The 13,140-nt window shown below is 71.1% G+C and carries 11 protein-coding genes and 1 pseudogene; 4 read left to right on the forward strand and 8 right to left on the reverse strand.

Annotated elements, in window-relative coordinates; translation table 11 throughout:
• Positions 1 to 134: 134 nt before the first annotated feature.
• From ACGF0J_RS18975 to ACGF0J_RS18985, 3 genes are read right to left on the reverse strand one after another with little or no spacing between them, the layout of a single operon-like run.
• A complete protein-coding gene (locus tag ACGF0J_RS18975; protein ID WP_393147399.1) occupies positions 135 to 908 on the reverse strand; it encodes a sporulation protein in 774 nt (257 codons plus the stop codon).
• 15 nt (positions 909 to 923) lie between these two features.
• Positions 924 to 2,171, reverse strand: coding sequence for an SPFH domain-containing protein (locus tag ACGF0J_RS18980; RefSeq protein WP_393147400.1), 1,248 nt, complete (start codon positions 2,169 to 2,171; stop codon positions 924 to 926).
• Positions 2,168 to 3,862 carry an SPFH domain-containing protein gene (locus ACGF0J_RS18985; protein WP_393147402.1) on the reverse strand — a complete coding sequence of 565 codons (1,695 nt, stop codon included), beginning with the start codon at positions 3,860 to 3,862 and terminating at the stop codon, positions 2,168 to 2,170. The genes ACGF0J_RS18980 and ACGF0J_RS18985 overlap by 4 nt, the downstream gene beginning before the upstream one ends.
• A gap of 93 nt (positions 3,863 to 3,955) precedes the next feature.
• Here ACGF0J_RS18985 and ACGF0J_RS18990 point away from each other — a divergent pair.
• Both ACGF0J_RS18990 and uvrB read left to right on the forward strand, forming a co-directional pair.
• Positions 3,956 to 4,099 (forward strand): annotated as a pseudogene (locus ACGF0J_RS18990) (transcriptional regulator); the annotation flags it as partial.
• A gap of 61 nt (positions 4,100 to 4,160) precedes the next feature.
• The gene (uvrB, locus tag ACGF0J_RS18995) at positions 4,161 to 6,269 is read left to right on the forward strand and encodes an excinuclease ABC subunit UvrB (protein WP_393147404.1); all 2,109 of its coding nucleotides are present in this window, start codon (positions 4,161 to 4,163) and stop codon (positions 6,267 to 6,269) included.
• 148 nt (positions 6,270 to 6,417) lie between these two features.
• On the opposite strand, the gene ACGF0J_RS19000 is transcribed toward uvrB, so the two are convergent.
• From ACGF0J_RS19000 to ACGF0J_RS19020, 5 genes are all read right to left on the reverse strand, one after another.
• Positions 6,418 to 6,984: a Uma2 family endonuclease gene (locus ACGF0J_RS19000; RefSeq protein ID WP_393147406.1), complete on the reverse strand. Its 567-nt coding sequence runs from the start codon at positions 6,982 to 6,984 to the stop codon at positions 6,418 to 6,420.
• 105 nt (positions 6,985 to 7,089) lie between these two features.
• The gene (locus ACGF0J_RS19005) at positions 7,090 to 7,695 is read right to left on the reverse strand and encodes a hypothetical protein (protein ID WP_393147408.1); all 606 of its coding nucleotides are present in this window, start codon (positions 7,693 to 7,695) and stop codon (positions 7,090 to 7,092) included.
• A 346-nt stretch (positions 7,696 to 8,041) separates the two neighbouring features.
• A complete protein-coding gene (locus tag ACGF0J_RS19010) occupies positions 8,042 to 8,665 on the reverse strand; it encodes a DUF4126 domain-containing protein (RefSeq protein WP_393147410.1) in 624 nt (207 codons plus the stop codon).
• Positions 8,666 to 8,714: 49 nt separating this feature from the next.
• Positions 8,715 to 9,968, reverse strand: a complete 1,254-nt coding sequence (locus ACGF0J_RS19015; protein WP_393147412.1) for an NAD(P)H-dependent flavin oxidoreductase — start codon at positions 9,966 to 9,968, stop codon at positions 8,715 to 8,717.
• An 80-nt stretch (positions 9,969 to 10,048) separates the two neighbouring features.
• Complete coding sequence (locus tag ACGF0J_RS19020) at positions 10,049 to 10,714, reverse strand: acyltransferase (protein ID WP_393147414.1); 666 nt, start codon at positions 10,712 to 10,714, stop codon at positions 10,049 to 10,051.
• A 110-nt stretch (positions 10,715 to 10,824) separates the two neighbouring features.
• Between ACGF0J_RS19020 and ACGF0J_RS19025 the strand changes: the two genes are divergently transcribed.
• Together ACGF0J_RS19025 and ACGF0J_RS19030 are read left to right on the forward strand one after the other, a co-directional pair.
• Positions 10,825 to 12,531: a CTP synthase gene (locus ACGF0J_RS19025; protein ID WP_393147416.1), complete on the forward strand. Its 1,707-nt coding sequence runs from the start codon at positions 10,825 to 10,827 to the stop codon at positions 12,529 to 12,531.
• Positions 12,528 to 13,139, forward strand: a complete 612-nt coding sequence (locus tag ACGF0J_RS19030) for an NUDIX domain-containing protein (protein ID WP_393147418.1) — start codon at positions 12,528 to 12,530, stop codon at positions 13,137 to 13,139. The genes ACGF0J_RS19025 and ACGF0J_RS19030 overlap by 4 nt, the downstream gene beginning before the upstream one ends.
• The last annotated feature ends 1 nt before the right edge of the window (position 13,140 follow it).

The raw sequence follows: 13,140 nt of genomic DNA on the forward strand, positions 1-13,140 counted from the left end.
GACTTGGAACCGCTCCTCCCCGCGGTGGGCCCGCGGGCGCAATAGCCGCCCGCGCCCCCGGGGGCACTGACCGGGCCGGGGGCGCCGGCCCCCGCCCCGGCGCCGCCCGCGGGCGGTCGCCCGGATGGGAGGGGTCAGAACCAGCCGCGGTGGCGGGCCATCTGCTCCAGGCCGCGCTGCAGCGCCTCCTCGGCCGCAGCCGGGTTGGCGTCGTAGTGGACGGTGAACCTGTTGTAGGTGTCGTGGCTGGAGGTCAGGAAGCCGCCCCGCTTGTCGGCCTCCAGGATGACGTCCATCTGCCGCGGCCCGGCGATGAAGGTCAGCTCCAGCTCGTTGAAGTAGCGTCGCCACTGGCCGCCCGCGAAGTACTCGATCTCCTGGAAGAACGGCATCGTCGAGCCGTACAGCGTGCCGCGCTCCAGGTCGGCCTTCTTGAAGTGGAAGCCCATGCGGCCGAGCGCGCCCAGCACGTGTTCCTGGGCGGGCAGCGGGCTGACGAACAGCGGGTCGAGGTCGCCCTTGTCGATCGCGCCGGCCAGCGCCAGCTCGGTCGCCACGCCCAGCTTCATGCCGGGCAGGGGGTGCCCGGCGACAGCGCTGACCGGCGTCTCCCACGGCATCGGGATCTCGAACGGCTGGCCGTGCTGCGCGCCCGCGGCGAGCTGGAACGTCCCGGCCACCTGCTGGCGCAGGAAGCTGTAGGTCGTCTTGTACTCGTTGTCGCCGCTCTCCACCTCCACCACGGCGGTCAGGTCGATGAAGATGCCCTCCACCTTGTAGTCGGAGCCGCCGCCGCGGAAGTTGACGACGCCGCGCAGCGTCTCACCGGGCCGGACGGTCGTGCCGGTGAGGACCGTGTCGACCTCGACGCCCGCGCCGAACGCGGCCATCAGTTTGCGGAACACCATGAAGTTCTTTCCCTTCTACGCGTGGGACGCGTCACCGTTGTGGGGCGCGGAGACCTGGCCGGCCGAGATGCGGGGCAGGAGCTGGGCCAGCAGCAGCGTGGACAGCGCGGAGTCGCCGGAGCCCTGCTGGGTGCGCACGACCAGCGGCTGGGGGGCGTTCTCCGCCAGCCTGGCGCCCACGTCGAGGCGCCGCCTGGCCAGCTCGTACTGGAGCACGGCCCGGTTGTCGCGGTAGGACTCGGCCAGCCGGCGCAGCGCCTTGGCCTCGTTCTCGGCCGAGGTCAGCTCGGCGCGGCCGCGCGCCTCGATCTCCCAGCGCACCCGCTGCGCCTCCGTCTCCTGCTCCTCCAGCATGCGGGCCACGTCCTTGCGCGCCTTGTTGTAGGCGGCCTTGACCTCGACGACGCGGGCGTCGCGGGTCTTCTTGGACCGTTCGATCTCCATGAGCAGCGTGTCGATGCGGCGCTTGCGGGTCAGCTCCCACTCGCGTTCGTAGGCCGACAGCTCCTTGGCGACCTTCTCGCGGGTGGCCAGGTGCTGCTGATACTGGTCGGGCAACTGCACGTCGGGGATGTTGGCGCCGGTGACGCGCACGCCGTACCTGCCGAGCTGGCGGTTGAGCGCGTCCTGCATGTCGCCCACGTCGGAGCCGCGCAGGTCGTAGGCGCGTTCGGTGTGCACCCTGCGGCTGCGCTGCCTGATCGCGTCCTGCACGGCGCTCGCCAGCACCAGGTCGAAGTTGCCCGCGCCGATCGTGCGGACGAACGCCACCGGGTCCTCGATGCGGAACTTCAGGAAGAACTCGATCGACTTCAGCGGCACGTTCTCGGCCGTCGGGCAGGCCACGATGGGCGCCGAGTAAGGGATCTCGGTGGAGGTGTCGACCACGGCGTCCACCCGGTCCCACGGCAGCCACAGGTAGTGGCGCCCCGGCGGCAGCGTGCCGGTGATGGCGCCCCAGCGGCTGCGCACCCCGGTGGTGCCCTCCTCGATCTCGATGATCGCCTTGCGCCACATGAGGATGGCGGCCAGCGCCAGCAGGAACACCGCGAGGAGCGCGGGCAGGGTCCTGAGGTCGGTGACCACCGCCATGCCGGCGAAGTACAGCGCGGCGAACACCAGCGTCATCCACGACAGGCCGCGCCGGTCCTTGGGGATGACGACGGGCACGAGCTGGCCCTGCTCGCCGCCGCGCAGCAACTGGCGGATCTCCGACCAGGACGCCAGCGACTCCTTGATCTTCGAGAACTCGCGCCCGCTCATCGGGCCTCACGCTCCAGCTTCGGTACGGGGATGGGGGCGGTTGTCTCGGCGGGCGTCTCGGTGGGCGTCCCGGCGGGCGTCCCGGGTGCGGGCATGGCGGGTGCGGCGGTCACAGCGGGTACGGCGGGCACGGCGGCGGGCGTCGCGCCGGCGGGGGCCTCGGTGACGTCCTCGGCCACCTTCCGCAGCAGTGCGGCGATCTCGGCCTCCCGGCCCTCCACGCGCCTGCCGATCTCGCCGAGCCTGGACCGGATGGCGGCCATGTCCTCGGGCGAGAAGAGCGCGGCCCCCTTGCCGCCGACGAGCTGCTGGGCCAGCGCCAGGAAGTCGATGTCGGTCTGCTCGCCCACCTGCACCACCTGCGGCAGCCGGGTCGCGACCGACTCCAGCTTGTCCAGCAGGTCCTGCTGGAAGCGGTAGTCGAGGATCTCCGGCGCCTCGGCGGCGCTCAACGCCCGGATGTCGAGCGCCTGGGCCTGCAGCAGGGCCGAGTTGGCGTTGGCCGTCGACTCGGCCTCGACCAGGCGCTGCCTGGCCTGCGCCGTGGCCTGGTGGGTGGCGCGTTCGAGCGCGGTGTCCATGCGGGCCTGGTAGCCGGCGATCTCCGCCTGGATGGCGCTCAGCGTCTCCTGCAGCCCGGCCAGCTCCTTGATCAGGTCGCCCTCGTTCTGCTCCTTGCGTAGCTGCAGCTCGTACTCGTAGGTGTAGGCCTCCTTGGCGACCCGCACCATCTCGGGGGCCGCCAGGTCCATCCGGTACTCCTGGCTGGACGGCTCGGCGTGCGTGATGTTCACGTCGGTCAGCCGGACGGCCGGCAGGAACTGCTGGTTGAGGCTCTCCAGCATGCCGAGCGTGCTCTCGCCGACGAGGTCGTAGATGTCCTCGGCGCGCTGGGCGTAGATGAGGGAACGGGTGACCTCGCTGATGGCGTTCTGCAGCTTGGACTGGAAGCCGCTGACCGAGCCGAGCACGAAGATGAACTCGGCCGGGTTCTCGATCCGGAACTGAAGGAACAGGTCGACGCTGGCCTTGACGCCCTGCTGGGTCGGCGCTTCGCGGATGGGGGCGTTGAACGGGTACTCGCGCGTGGTGTTGACGATGTAGCTGACCCGCTTCCACGGGTTGAGCAGCGTCACCCGGCCGGGGTCGGCGATGTGCACGAGCTTGCCGAACTTGGTGATCAGCGCCTTGCAGCCCTCGGGCACCATCACCACGCTGCGCCGCCACCACAGGAACGCGGCGGCCAGCACGAGCACGGCCCAGTAGTGCGGCCCGAAGAACAGCTCGGTGCGCGGGATGACGTTGCCGAGCGCGCCGATCAGGCCGAGGACGACGAGGATGCCGAGCGGCACGAGCACCTTCGCGGTGCCGCTCTTGGGGATCACCACGGGCGAGATGACGTGCATGCCGTTCTCGGCGAAGCTGCGGTTGACGATCTCGCCGGCCTCGTTCAGCGACGCGGACCTGGCCTCGATCAGCGTGCCGATGGAAGCTCCGCCGTCACGCGCGGCGGCGAAGTCGTGCGGGTTCAGCACGAACCCGGGCTGCCCGTCCGGCCCGGCGAACTGTGTCGCCTGGCCCATGGCCTGGCCGACCGCGTTGCCGGCGGCCTGCCTGAGGTCGCCGCCCTGCGCGACGGCCCGGGCCATGCCCTGACCTGCTTGTCGAAGCGCCTCTCTGGGTCGTGACATAGCACCTTCCTTATCCGCTACAGGCCGGTTTCGACCGTATCGGCTGCGACTTGCTGTTCGCTTGCACCGCACATCACAGGTCCGTTGCGCTGGACAGCAGGTGTGCTGTCGACGGAGCGCGGCGAATGCAGCCCCAGCCTCCACCTGGCGCCGCGGATCGCCGACCACTTCGAGGTGCCGGTCGAGGTGGTCTTCTCCACGGCTCCGTTCCCCCGCATCGGCGAACGCTCGGCCTGACCGGGGCCCGCCCAGAGGCTGCGGGCGATTTCTGTCGGTGGCGCCGCCTACAGTGGCACGTATGCGACCGGTCACTGACTTGCAGCGTAAGGTGGCGCCCTTCGAGGTCGTCACCGAGATGACTCCCTCCGGCGACCAGCCGACGGCCATCGCCGAGCTGGAGCGCCGGGTCACGGCCGGGGCCAAGGACAGCGTGCTGCTGGGCGCCACCGGCACGGGCAAGACCGCCACCATCGCCTGGCTGATCGAGCGGCTGCAGCGGCCCGCCCTGGTCATGCAGCCCAACAAGACGCTCGCCGCCCAGTTCGCCAACGAGCTGCGCGAGATGCTGCCCAACAACGCGGTCGAATACTTCGTCTCCTATTACGACTACTACCAGCCCGAGGCCTACGTCCCGCAGAGCGACACCTACATCGAGAAGGACTCGTCGATCAACGACGAGGTCGAGCGGCTGCGCCACTCGGCCACCAACTCGCTGCTCACCCGCCGCGACACGATCGTGGTCGCGTCGGTGTCGTGCATCTACGGCCTGGGCACGCCGCAGGAATACGTCGACCGCATGGCCAGGCTCCGCGTCGGCATGGACGTCGACCGCGACCAGTTGCTGCGCCGCCTCGTCGACATGCAGTACACCCGCAACGACCTCGCCTTCACCCGGGGCACGTTCCGGGTCCGCGGCGACACCATCGAGATCATCCCGAAGTACGAAGAGCTCGCCGTGCGCATCGAGATGTTCGGCGACGAGATCGAGAAGCTCTCGACCATGCACCCGCTGACCGGCGAGGTCATCACCGAGGACGAGGAGCTCTACATCTTCCCCGCCTCCCACTACGTGGCGGGCGAGGAGCGGATGGCGGCGGCCGTGCGCGGCATCGAGGCGGAGCTGGCCGCGCGGCTGGAGGAGCTGGAGCGCCAGGGCAAGCTGCTGGAGGCGCAGCGGCTGCGCATGCGCACCACCTACGACATCGAGATGATGCGCCAGATCGGCACCTGCTCCGGCATCGAGAACTACTCGCGCCACATGGACGGCCGCGAGCCGGGCAGCGCGCCCAACACCCTGCTCGACTACTTCCCGGAGGACTTCCTGCTGGTCCTCGACGAGTCCCACCAGACCGTGCCGCAGATCGGCGCCATGTACGAAGGTGACGCCTCCCGCAAGCGCACCCTGGTCGACCACGGCTTCCGCCTGCCGTCGGCGCTCGACAACCGGCCGCTGAAGTGGGAGGAGTTCCTGGAGCGCATCGGCCAGACCGTCTACCTGTCGGCCACGCCCGGCCCCTACGAGCTGGGCCGCGTCAAGGGCGAGGTGGTCGAGCAGGTCATCCGCCCGACCGGTCTCGTCGATCCCGAGATCGTCGTCAAGCCGACCAAGGGCCAGATCGACGACCTGGTCCACGAGATCCGCGAGCGCGCCGACCGTGACGAACGGGTCCTGGTCACCACGCTGACCAAGAAGATGGCCGAGGACCTGACCGACTACCTCCTGGAGCTCGGCATCCGGGTCCGCTACCTGCACAGCGAGGTCGACACGCTGCGCCGCATCGAGCTGCTGCGCGAGCTGCGCGTCGGCGAGTACGACGTGCTCGTCGGCATCAACCTGCTGCGTGAGGGCCTCGACCTGCCCGAGGTGTCGCTGGTGGCCATCCTCGACGCCGACAAGGAGGGCTTCCTCCGCTCCGAGACGTCCCTCATCCAGACGATCGGCCGCGCGGCCCGAAACGTGTCGGGCCAGGTCCACATGTACGCCGACAAGGTCACCCCGTCGATGGAGCGGGCCATCGACGAGACCAACCGCCGCCGCGCCAAGCAGATCGCTTACAACGAGGCCAACGGCATCGACCCCCAGCCGCTGCGCAAGAAGATCGCCGACATCCTCGACTCGCTGCAGCGCGAGGACGCCGACACCGACAAGCTCCTCGGCGGCGGGCGTCAGCAGTCCCGCGGCAAGGCCCCGGTGCCCGGCTTCGCCGCCAGGCAGGCGGGCCAGCACGCCAAGGCCATCGCCGGCGAGATGCCGCGCGCCCAGATGGAGTCCCTGATCGAGTCGCTGACGGAGCAGATGCACCAGGCTGCGGGCGACCTGCAGTTCGAGGTGGCGGCCCGGCTGCGCGACGAGATCAAGGAGCTCAAGCGGGAGCTGCGCGACATGAAGGAGGCAGGGATCACCTGAAGCTCCCGAACGCCCACCACCGCCCCGATCTGGCACGGCGGCTGCGATGACGGCGGGGTGCCGGCCTTGTGCCGTCCCGGGGGCGAGTCCTGCCGGCTCGCGTCCTCTCCCGGTGACGGCCTGCGTTGAGGCGTGGGGACGCGGCCGGTCAGATGACGCGGTCGAGGTCGAGGTCCACGTCGAAGCCGATGTTCGTGACCAGTCGCTTGCGGTGGATGCCGGTGGGGCCGTAGGCGCGTACGGCCGGCTCCAGCTCGAACGTGTAGGCCACGGGGTGGCCGTCCTCCTGCTCCACGCGCCAGAAATGCCGGATGCCCGCGTTGGAGTATTTGATCGGTTTGGTGGTGCGGTCCCGGTCCATCGACTCGTCGGATACGACCTCGACGACCAGATGGACGTCCTGCGGCCTGAACGTCGTCACCCGCGACTCCAGCGCGGACCGCTTCACCAGCAGGATGTCAGGCTCCGGACGCTGGCGCACGCCGAGCGTGACGGCCATCTCACGGGCGACCACGAACTCGCGAGGCGGCCTGAGCGACTGCTCCAGCAGCCGAAGCGTGAGCATGTGGAACGCGGTTCGCGGTGACCTCATGACGAGTGACCCGTCGATCAGCTCGACGTGCGAGGGCGCGTCAGGGGGGAGGTGGTCGAGCATGTCGGCAGTCCACCCACCCTCAGGGCCGGGGTAGAACCACTCCGGAAGCGCTGTGCTCATCGTCAGGCCTCCTCGTAGATGTCACGCCGTGAACCCGTCATGTCACGTGCCGTGAATCGTCACGGGCGGTCTCTGCGCTCTTCCATATGTCACGTGCCGTGGTCGTCAGGGGTGGTCTCTGCGCTCTTCCATGGTCCTGCGGTAGAGCTCGTCGATCTCGTCCAGCGGGTCGGGCGTGCTCCGGCGGGCCTCCAGCTCCAGGTCGGTGCGGGCGTGCAGCTCGTCGATGCCCGAGCCCGCGTGCTGCACCTGGTGGCTGAGCAGGTCGGCGCGCAGGCGGGCGCACATCGCCGTCAGCTTGGCCTGGTGTTCCCGGAGCTTGCCGAGCGTGGCGTGGTCGACGTACGGGGACACGCGGCGCTGCTGGGCGTACATGCCGAGCTGGGCGTCGTGCACGTCGGCCTGGCGGGTCAGGTCGGCCAGCAGGTCGGGCAGATCGCCCAGGCCCCAGCCCTGCCGCTGCGCCTGCTCGACGGCCTGGCGGGTCAGCGACACCTCGCGCCGCAGGTCCAGCCGGAGCCGTTCGACCTCGGCCGCGTCGCCGGTGCCCATCGCGTTGACGTGGGTGCTCAGGCGGGTCGTCGCCTGCTTGGCCTTGGTCGCCGCCTTCCTGCCCACCTTGACCAGGAAGTAGACGCCCACTCCGGTCAGCAGCAGGAGGAACGCCAGAATCACCAGCACGATGAGAAGCAACTCGCTGATCGCGTCCACCTCCTGGTCGGGTCACTGCCCTTGAGGATAGTGCGCCGGGCGCGCCGGTGGACCTTGCTCCGAGGATGCGTTCGGGCATGGCGGCGAGTGTGGAGCGCGGGTGTGGGGGCTGGGGAGGCGGGTGTGGAGGGTTGGGGTGGAGGGCGGGTGTGGAGGGCTGGGAGGCAGGGCGTGTGGGCGCCTGGGCGGGGGCCGTGGAACGCCCACACGCGGCCTACGCCGCCGGCGTCGGACACCGGCCGTGCCCGCCGAGCGTACGGATGGGTCTGCCGCGAGCGCGTCAACCCGGAGAGGGAGCCGCCGTCAGCCTCGCGGATGAGCCGTTGTGTGCGGGCGGGGTGGGCGGTCAGCGTTCGGCGGGGTGGCCCGAGGGCGGGGGCGCGGCACGTCGCCTGCGGCGGGCGCGGACGCGGCGGGCCTTCCTGACCGCCCACCACCCGAACAGCGCCAGCGGCACCAGCGCCACCGCCACCAGCACGGGAGCGAACACCGCCACCAGGCTCATGCCCAGCGACCCGGCGTCCTCCACGGTGCTCGCCACCGGAGCGCCCACACCGGCCGTGCCCGCGTTGATCGCCGGACGGGACGCCGCCTTGAGCGCGTGCACGGCCAGTGCCAGCACGATGCCCAGCAGCCAGCCGGCCCACGGGTTCGCGGTCATCCACGTCGACCGGTCCAGCTCGGCGGCGGCGCTGGTGGCGCTGAACACCACGCCGCCGGACGCGGGGCGCACCACCGTCTGGATGGCGTCGTTGACCGAGTCGACGGCCGGCACCTTGTCCAGGACCATCTCGGCGGCCAGCAGCACGGCGATCACGGCGAGCACGCCCCAGTTGGACAGCCAGCCGTAGCCGTCGGGCAGCCTGACCGCGTCCGTGAGGTTGGCGAGCACGCCCACGACGAGCAGCGGGATGTAGGCGTTCAGTCCGGCGGCCGTCGACAACCCGAGCCCCGTCAGTGCGGCGAGCATGACTCCAGTCTGCCCGCCCGGTCCGGGACGCGAGCGGGCCGCCGGAACGTCAGCCGGACAGGCGGCGCAGGCGATCCACCGTGTCGGCGAACTCGCTGATCATGTCGTACACCACCTCGCGGGCCGGTTTGACCTGGTCGAGCTGGCCCACGACCTGGCCGACGAAGTAGTTGGCCAGCTCGACGGCCCCCGGCTCGCCGCGTTCGGCGGCGGCGCCGATCCGGGCCATCGCCTCCTCGGCCATCAGCAGTTGCAGCGGCATGCCCAGCGGGCCGGGGCTCTCCTGGGCGGCGTCCCACTCCTCGGTCCAGGCGGATCTGAGCTGGCGGGCCGGCTTGCCGGTGCGGGAGCGCGACCGGACCGTGTCGAGCGAGGAGGCGGCCAGCATCTTGCGCTTCACCGCGGGCGCCGTCTCGGCCTCCTCGGTGGTCAGCCAGACCGACCCGCACCACACGCCCTCCGCGCCGAGCGCGAGCGCCGCCGCCATCTGCCGCCCCGACGCGATGCCGCCGGCGGCCAGGACGGGGACCGGGGCGACGGCGTCCACCACCTGCGGGACCAGCACCATCGTCGAGATGTCGCCGGTGTGGCCGCCCGCCTCGGTGCCCTGGGCGACGATGAGGTCGGCGCCCGCCGCGACCTGGCGGCGCGCGTGCTCGACCGTGCCGACCAGCGCCGCGACGGGGACACCCGCCTCGCGCGCGCCGGCCACCATCTCGGGTGGCGGCGGGCCCAGCGCGCTGGCGATCAGCGCGACGGGGTGCTTCAGCGCCACGTCGATCAGGCCGGTGGCGCCGGCCGCGGTGACCCGCCGCCCCACCTCGTCCGCCGTCCCGGGGAGCGGCCCTGACAGCGGGCCTGAGGACGGGCCTGAGGGCTGCTCTGACAGCGGGCGGGGGAGCGGGCCCGAGGGCGGCTCTGGCAGCGGGCCGGAGGGCGGGCCCAGGGCGGGCTCGTGGCCGAGCGGGGAGCCCGGGGGCGACCCGGCCAGGCCGTACTTCGCGAAGAGGTGCGCGACGAAGCCGCGGTGCCGTTCGGGGACGGCGTCGGCCAGGCGGGCGTCCACGTCCAGCGCCGACGGGTCGATCTTGCCCGGTACGAGCACGTCGACCCCGTAGGGCCGGCCGCCCACCCGCTCGTCGATCCAGGTCAGCTCCGTGTCGAGCTGCTCGGGCGAGTACGCGACGGCGCCCAGCACCCCGAACCCGCCCGCGTTCGTCACCGCGGCCACCACGTCACGGCAGTGGCTGAAGGCGAACAGCGGGAACTCGATGCCCAGACGCTCGCAGATAGCGGTCCGCATGACCTGACGCTAACCGTCAGAATATCGTTCGGTCCAGCATCGGCGCCGGCGGTCTTCGGGACGCGGCGTCCCGGCGGCCCTCAGGACGCGGTGGCCTGCCGGTCAGCCGCCAACGGGTGCACGCCCGGCGCCCGCCAGCCCAGCTCCGCGTCATAGGAGCGCACCACCTTGGCCGGCACGCCCGCCACCACGCTGTGGTCCGGGAACTCCCCGCGCACCACCGCGCCGCCCGCCACCACGCACTGCCGCCCCAGCCGCGTGCCCGGCAGGATGATCGCGCCGGCGCCCAGCCACGAGCCCGCGCCGATCGAGACCGGCGTGTTGCGCGGCCACTGCCTGCCGATCGGCACGTCCGGGTCGTCGTAGACGTGGTTCTGGTCGGTGATGTAGACGTACGGCCCGGTGAAGACGTCGTCGCCGATCTCGATCGACTGGTGGGCCACGATGTGCGAGCCGCGGCCGATCGAGCAGGCGCGGCCGATGCGCAGGATCGTGTCGGGCCCGAGGTCGGGGCCCGGCATCATGCCGCAGGAGATCGACACCCGCTCGCCTATCAGCGTGTGGTCGCCGATCTCGATCCACCGCTCGCCGAAGATCGCGCCCGGCGGGAAGGCGATCTTGACGCCGTCGCCGATCCGGCGGAACTCGTGGCCCGCCGGACTACCGGGGGTGATGGCTCCGGCTTCGCGGATCGCCGCGTACGCTCGGTGAATCAGCGCGCCCATGGCCCGCCGTACGACTGACATAGAGCCCAAAGTTACCGCTTGGTCATACCGTTCGGGCATGTCGGGGACGTTGTTTGATATCCTGAGAGCCCGTGGACACTTCGACCACGCCTCGAGCCACGGGAGCCCCTTTGCGCAGCGCATCGCAAACCAAGCATCTGTTCGTCACCGGCGGTGTCGCCTCCAGTCTCGGCAAGGGGCTCACGGCATCCAGCCTCGGCCGCCTCCTCAAGGGACGCGGCCTACGGGTCACCATGCAGAAGCTCGACCCCTACCTCAACGTCGACCCCGGCACGATGAACCCGTTCCAGCACGGTGAGGTGTTCGTCACCGACGACGGCTCCGAGACCGACCTCGACGTCGGCCACTACGAGCGCTTCCTCGACACCGACCTGCACGGCTCGGCCAACGTCACCACCGGCCAGGTCTACTCCAACGTCATCGCCAAGGAACGCCGCGGCGAGTACCTCGGCGACACCGTCCAGGTCATCCCGCACATCACCAACGAGATCAAGGACCGCATCCGCGGCATGGCGGGTCCCGACGTCGACGTGGTGATCACCGAGGTGGGCGGCACCGTCGGTGACATCGAGTCGCTGCCGTTCCTGGAGGCGGTCCGCCAGATCAGGCACGAGGTCGGCCGCGACAACGTCTTCTTCCTGCACGTGTCGCTGCTGCCGTACATCGGCCCGTCCGGCGAGCTCAAGACCAAGCCGACCCAGCACAGCGTGGCCGCGCTGCGCAGCATCGGCATCCAGCCCGACGCGATCGTGCTCCGCTCCGACCGGCCGGTGCAGACCGCGATCAAGCGCAAGATCAGCCTGATGTGCGACGTGGACGAGGACGCCGTCGTCTCGGCGGTCGACGCCGCCTCCATCTACGACATCCCCAAGGTGCTCCACGCGGAGGGGCTCGACGCGTACGTGGTGCGCCGGCTCGGCCTGCCGTTCCGCGACGTCGACTGGAAGGAGTGGGACCAGCTCCTGCGGCGCGTGCACCGCCCCGCCAAGGAGGTCACCATCGCCCTGGTCGGCAAGTACATCGACCTGCCCGACGCCTACCTGTCGGTCACCGAGGCGCTGCGCGCCGGCGGGTTCGCCAACGACGCGCGGGTCAACATCCGCTGGGTCAAGAGCGACGACTGCGAGACGCCCGAGGGCGCCGAGCGCGAGCTCGACGGCGTGGACGGGGTGCTCATCCCGGGCGGGTTCGGCGTGCGCGGCATCGAGGGCAAGATCGGCGCCATCCGCCACGCCCGCGAACAGCGCATCCCGCTGCTCGGCATCTGCCTCGGCATGCAGGGCATGGTCATCGAGGCCGCCCGCAATCTGGCCGGCATCGCCGAGGCCAACTCGGCCGAGTTCGACCCCGACACCAAGCACCCGGTCATCTCCACGATGGCCGACCAGGAGGACGTCGTCGCCGGCGAGCGTGACATGGGCGGCACCATGCGGCTCGGCCTCTACACCGCCAAGCTCGGCGAGGGCACGCTGGCCAGGCAGCTGTACGGCGGCAAGGCCAAGGCCGACGAGCGGCACCGCCACCGCTACGAGGTCAACAACGCCTACCGCGAGCGGCTGGAGAAGGTCGGCCTCGTCTTCTCCGGGCTGTCGCCCGACGGCCGCCTCGTCGAGTACACCGAGCTGCCCGTGGACGTGCACCCGTTCTTCGTCGGCACGCAGGCCCACCCCGAGTTCCGCTCGCGGCCGACCCGTGCCAACCCGATGTTCAGGGGCCTGATCGGCGCGGCCCTCAGCTACGCCGACGGGCGGGTCGCCGCCAAGCAGCCGGCCGCCCAGCCGACCGCGCAGCCGACCGGCGTCAAGGCGGCCAAGTGAGGATCGAGGACGTCCCCGAGTCGTGGGAGGTCGTCGCGTCGCAGCAGCGGTTCAAGGGGCACGTGTTCGAGGTCGTCACCGACACCGTCCGGATGCCCGGCGACGAGGCGGCCGACCGCGACTACGTCGTCCACCCCGGAGCGGTCGCGGTGGTCGCCCTCGACGACCGCGACCGGGTCCTGCTGATCCGCCAGTACCGTCACCCGGCCCGCCGGCTGCTGTGGGAGCTGCCCGCCGGCCTGCGCGACGTGGCGGGCGAGTCGCTGGTCGACGGGGCCGCGCGGGAGCTCGCCGAGGAGGCCGGCTACCGGGCCGCCACCTGGCACACGCTCACCGACCTGCTCACCTCGCCCGGCATGACGAACGAGCGGATCCGCGTCTTCCTCGCCCGCGACCTGACGCCGATCCCCGACGCCGAGCGCGACTTCGTCCACCGGCACGAGGAGATCGGGATGCCGGTCGAATGGGTGCCGCTGGCCGACGCCGTGCGGTGGGCGCTCGCGGGAATGATCCACAATTCCCCGGCTGTGGCCGGTATCCTCGCGGCGTACGCGGCCTCGGCCGAGGGCTACGCCACGCTGCGCCCCGCCGACGCCCCAGAGGCGTGAC

Source organism: Nonomuraea sp. NPDC047897, assembly GCF_043204415.1.
Taxonomy (GTDB): Bacteria; Actinomycetota; Actinomycetes; order Streptosporangiales; family Streptosporangiaceae; genus Nonomuraea.

Bases quoted from the DNA above. Each gene is read 5' to 3' on its own strand.
- ACGF0J_RS18975 (WP_393147399.1), bottom strand. From the start codon at position 908: ATGGTGTTCCGCAAACTGATGGCCGCGTTCGGCGCGGGCGTCGAGGTC.
- ACGF0J_RS18980 (WP_393147400.1), bottom strand. From the start codon at position 2,171: ATGAGCGGGCGCGAGTTCTCGAAGATCAAGGAGTCGCTGGCGTCCTGG.
- ACGF0J_RS18985 (WP_393147402.1), bottom strand. From the start codon at position 3,862: ATGTCACGACCCAGAGAGGCGCTTCGACAAGCAGGTCAGGGCATGGCC.
- uvrB (WP_393147404.1), top strand. From the start codon at position 4,161: ATGCGACCGGTCACTGACTTGCAGCGTAAGGTGGCGCCCTTCGAGGTC.
- ACGF0J_RS19000 (WP_393147406.1), bottom strand. From the start codon at position 6,984: ATGAGCACAGCGCTTCCGGAGTGGTTCTACCCCGGCCCTGAGGGTGGG.
- ACGF0J_RS19010 (WP_393147410.1), bottom strand. From the start codon at position 8,665: ATGCTCGCCGCACTGACGGGGCTCGGGTTGTCGACGGCCGCCGGACTG.
- ACGF0J_RS19015 (WP_393147412.1), bottom strand. From the start codon at position 9,968: ATGCGGACCGCTATCTGCGAGCGTCTGGGCATCGAGTTCCCGCTGTTC.
- ACGF0J_RS19020 (WP_393147414.1), bottom strand. From the start codon at position 10,714: ATGTCAGTCGTACGGCGGGCCATGGGCGCGCTGATTCACCGAGCGTAC.